The 1271-nt window shown below is 70.6% G+C and carries 1 protein-coding gene; it reads left to right on the top strand.

Annotated elements, in window-relative coordinates:
- Positions 1-72: 72 nt before the first annotated feature.
- Positions 73-1227, top strand: coding sequence for an IS481 family transposase (locus tag E9565_RS21835; RefSeq protein WP_236828157.1), 1155 nt, complete (start codon positions 73-75; stop codon positions 1225-1227).
- Positions 1228-1271 lie beyond the last annotated feature (44 nt).

The raw sequence follows: 1271 nt of genomic DNA, 5'->3' as shown, positions 1-1271 counted from the left end.
GGTGTCTGAGTTGAGGACATCGTGCACACCTGTCTCGGGACATCGTTCACACCCTGAGGTGAGGGGTGTGCGATGGGAATGCCGCAGCTGGTCGTCACCGCGGTCCTGCTCGAGGGCCGCAGCAAGAGCGAGGTGGCTCGGGACTACGGCGTCTCACGCCGCTGGGTCATCGAGCTCGTCCAGCGCTACCTCGCCGAAGGAGACGCCGGACTGACACCGCGCTCCCGTCGCCCGCGCTCCAGTCCCGGCCGCACGCCGTCCTCCGTGGAGGAAGAGATCGTCGAGCTGCGCAAGGAGCTCGACCGGGACGGCCACGACGCCGGCGCGGCCACCATCGCCGACCATCTGCACCGCCGGCACGGCACCAGCCCGGCGGTGTCCACGATCTGGCGCATCCTCACCGCCCGCGGCTTCATCACCCCCCAGCCGCACAAGCGACCGAAGAGCTCCTACGTGCGCTTCGAGGCGGTCCAGCCCAACGAGCGCTGGCAGGTCGACATCACCCACTGGACGCTGGCCGACGGCACCGACGTCGAGATCTGCAACTGGCTCGACGACCACTCCCGGTTCTGCCTGGCCAGTACCGCCGCGCCGGTCTTCACCGCCCCCAGCGTCGATCAGCTCTTCCGCGACGTGACCGCCGAGCACGGCGATCCGGCCGGCGTGCTCAGCGACAACGGCGCGGTCTTCACCGGCCGCTACCGCGGCGGCGGACGCGTCGCCCTCGAGGTCACCCTGCACGCCCGTGGCGTGGTCTGCAGCCACTGCCGGCCCTACCACCCGCAGACCTGCGGCAAGGTCGAGCGCTTCCACCAGACCCTGAAGAACTGGCTGACCCGCCAACCCCGCGCCACCACCCTGGCAGACCTGCAGGCCCAGCTCGACGCCTTCCGCGGCTACTACAACCACCGACGGCCGCACCGGGCCCTCACCCGGCGCACCCCAGCCGAGGCCTACACCGCCCGCCCGAAGGCCGCTGCCAGCGGCGTCCCGCTCATCGACGGCCACTTCCGCGTCCGGCACGACACGGTCGACAGCAACGGCAAGCTCACCCTGCGGCACAACAGCCGGCTGCACCACATCGGCATCGGCCGCCGCCACGCCCGCACACCCGTCCTGCTCCTGGTCCACGACCTGCACGTCCGGGTGCTCACCACCAGCGGCCGGCTACTCACCGATCTGCAGCTCGACCCGACCCGGGACTACCAACGCCAAGCCCCAACGTGAACGATGTCGCGGGACACCTGTGAACGGTGTCCCGCGACATCGCA

The organism is Blastococcus sp. KM273129, from assembly GCF_021698995.1.
In the GTDB taxonomy this organism is placed as follows: domain Bacteria; phylum Actinomycetota; class Actinomycetes; order Mycobacteriales; family Geodermatophilaceae; genus Blastococcus.
Note: the sequence above shows the minus strand (reverse complement) of the source record. Positions and strands in the feature narration are given on the sequence as shown.

What these genes read in the sequence shown, in the direction of transcription:
- E9565_RS21835 (WP_236828157.1), top strand. Translation starts at nt 73, where the DNA reads ATGGGAATGCCGCAGCTGGTCGTCACCGCGGTCCTGCTCGAGGGCCGC.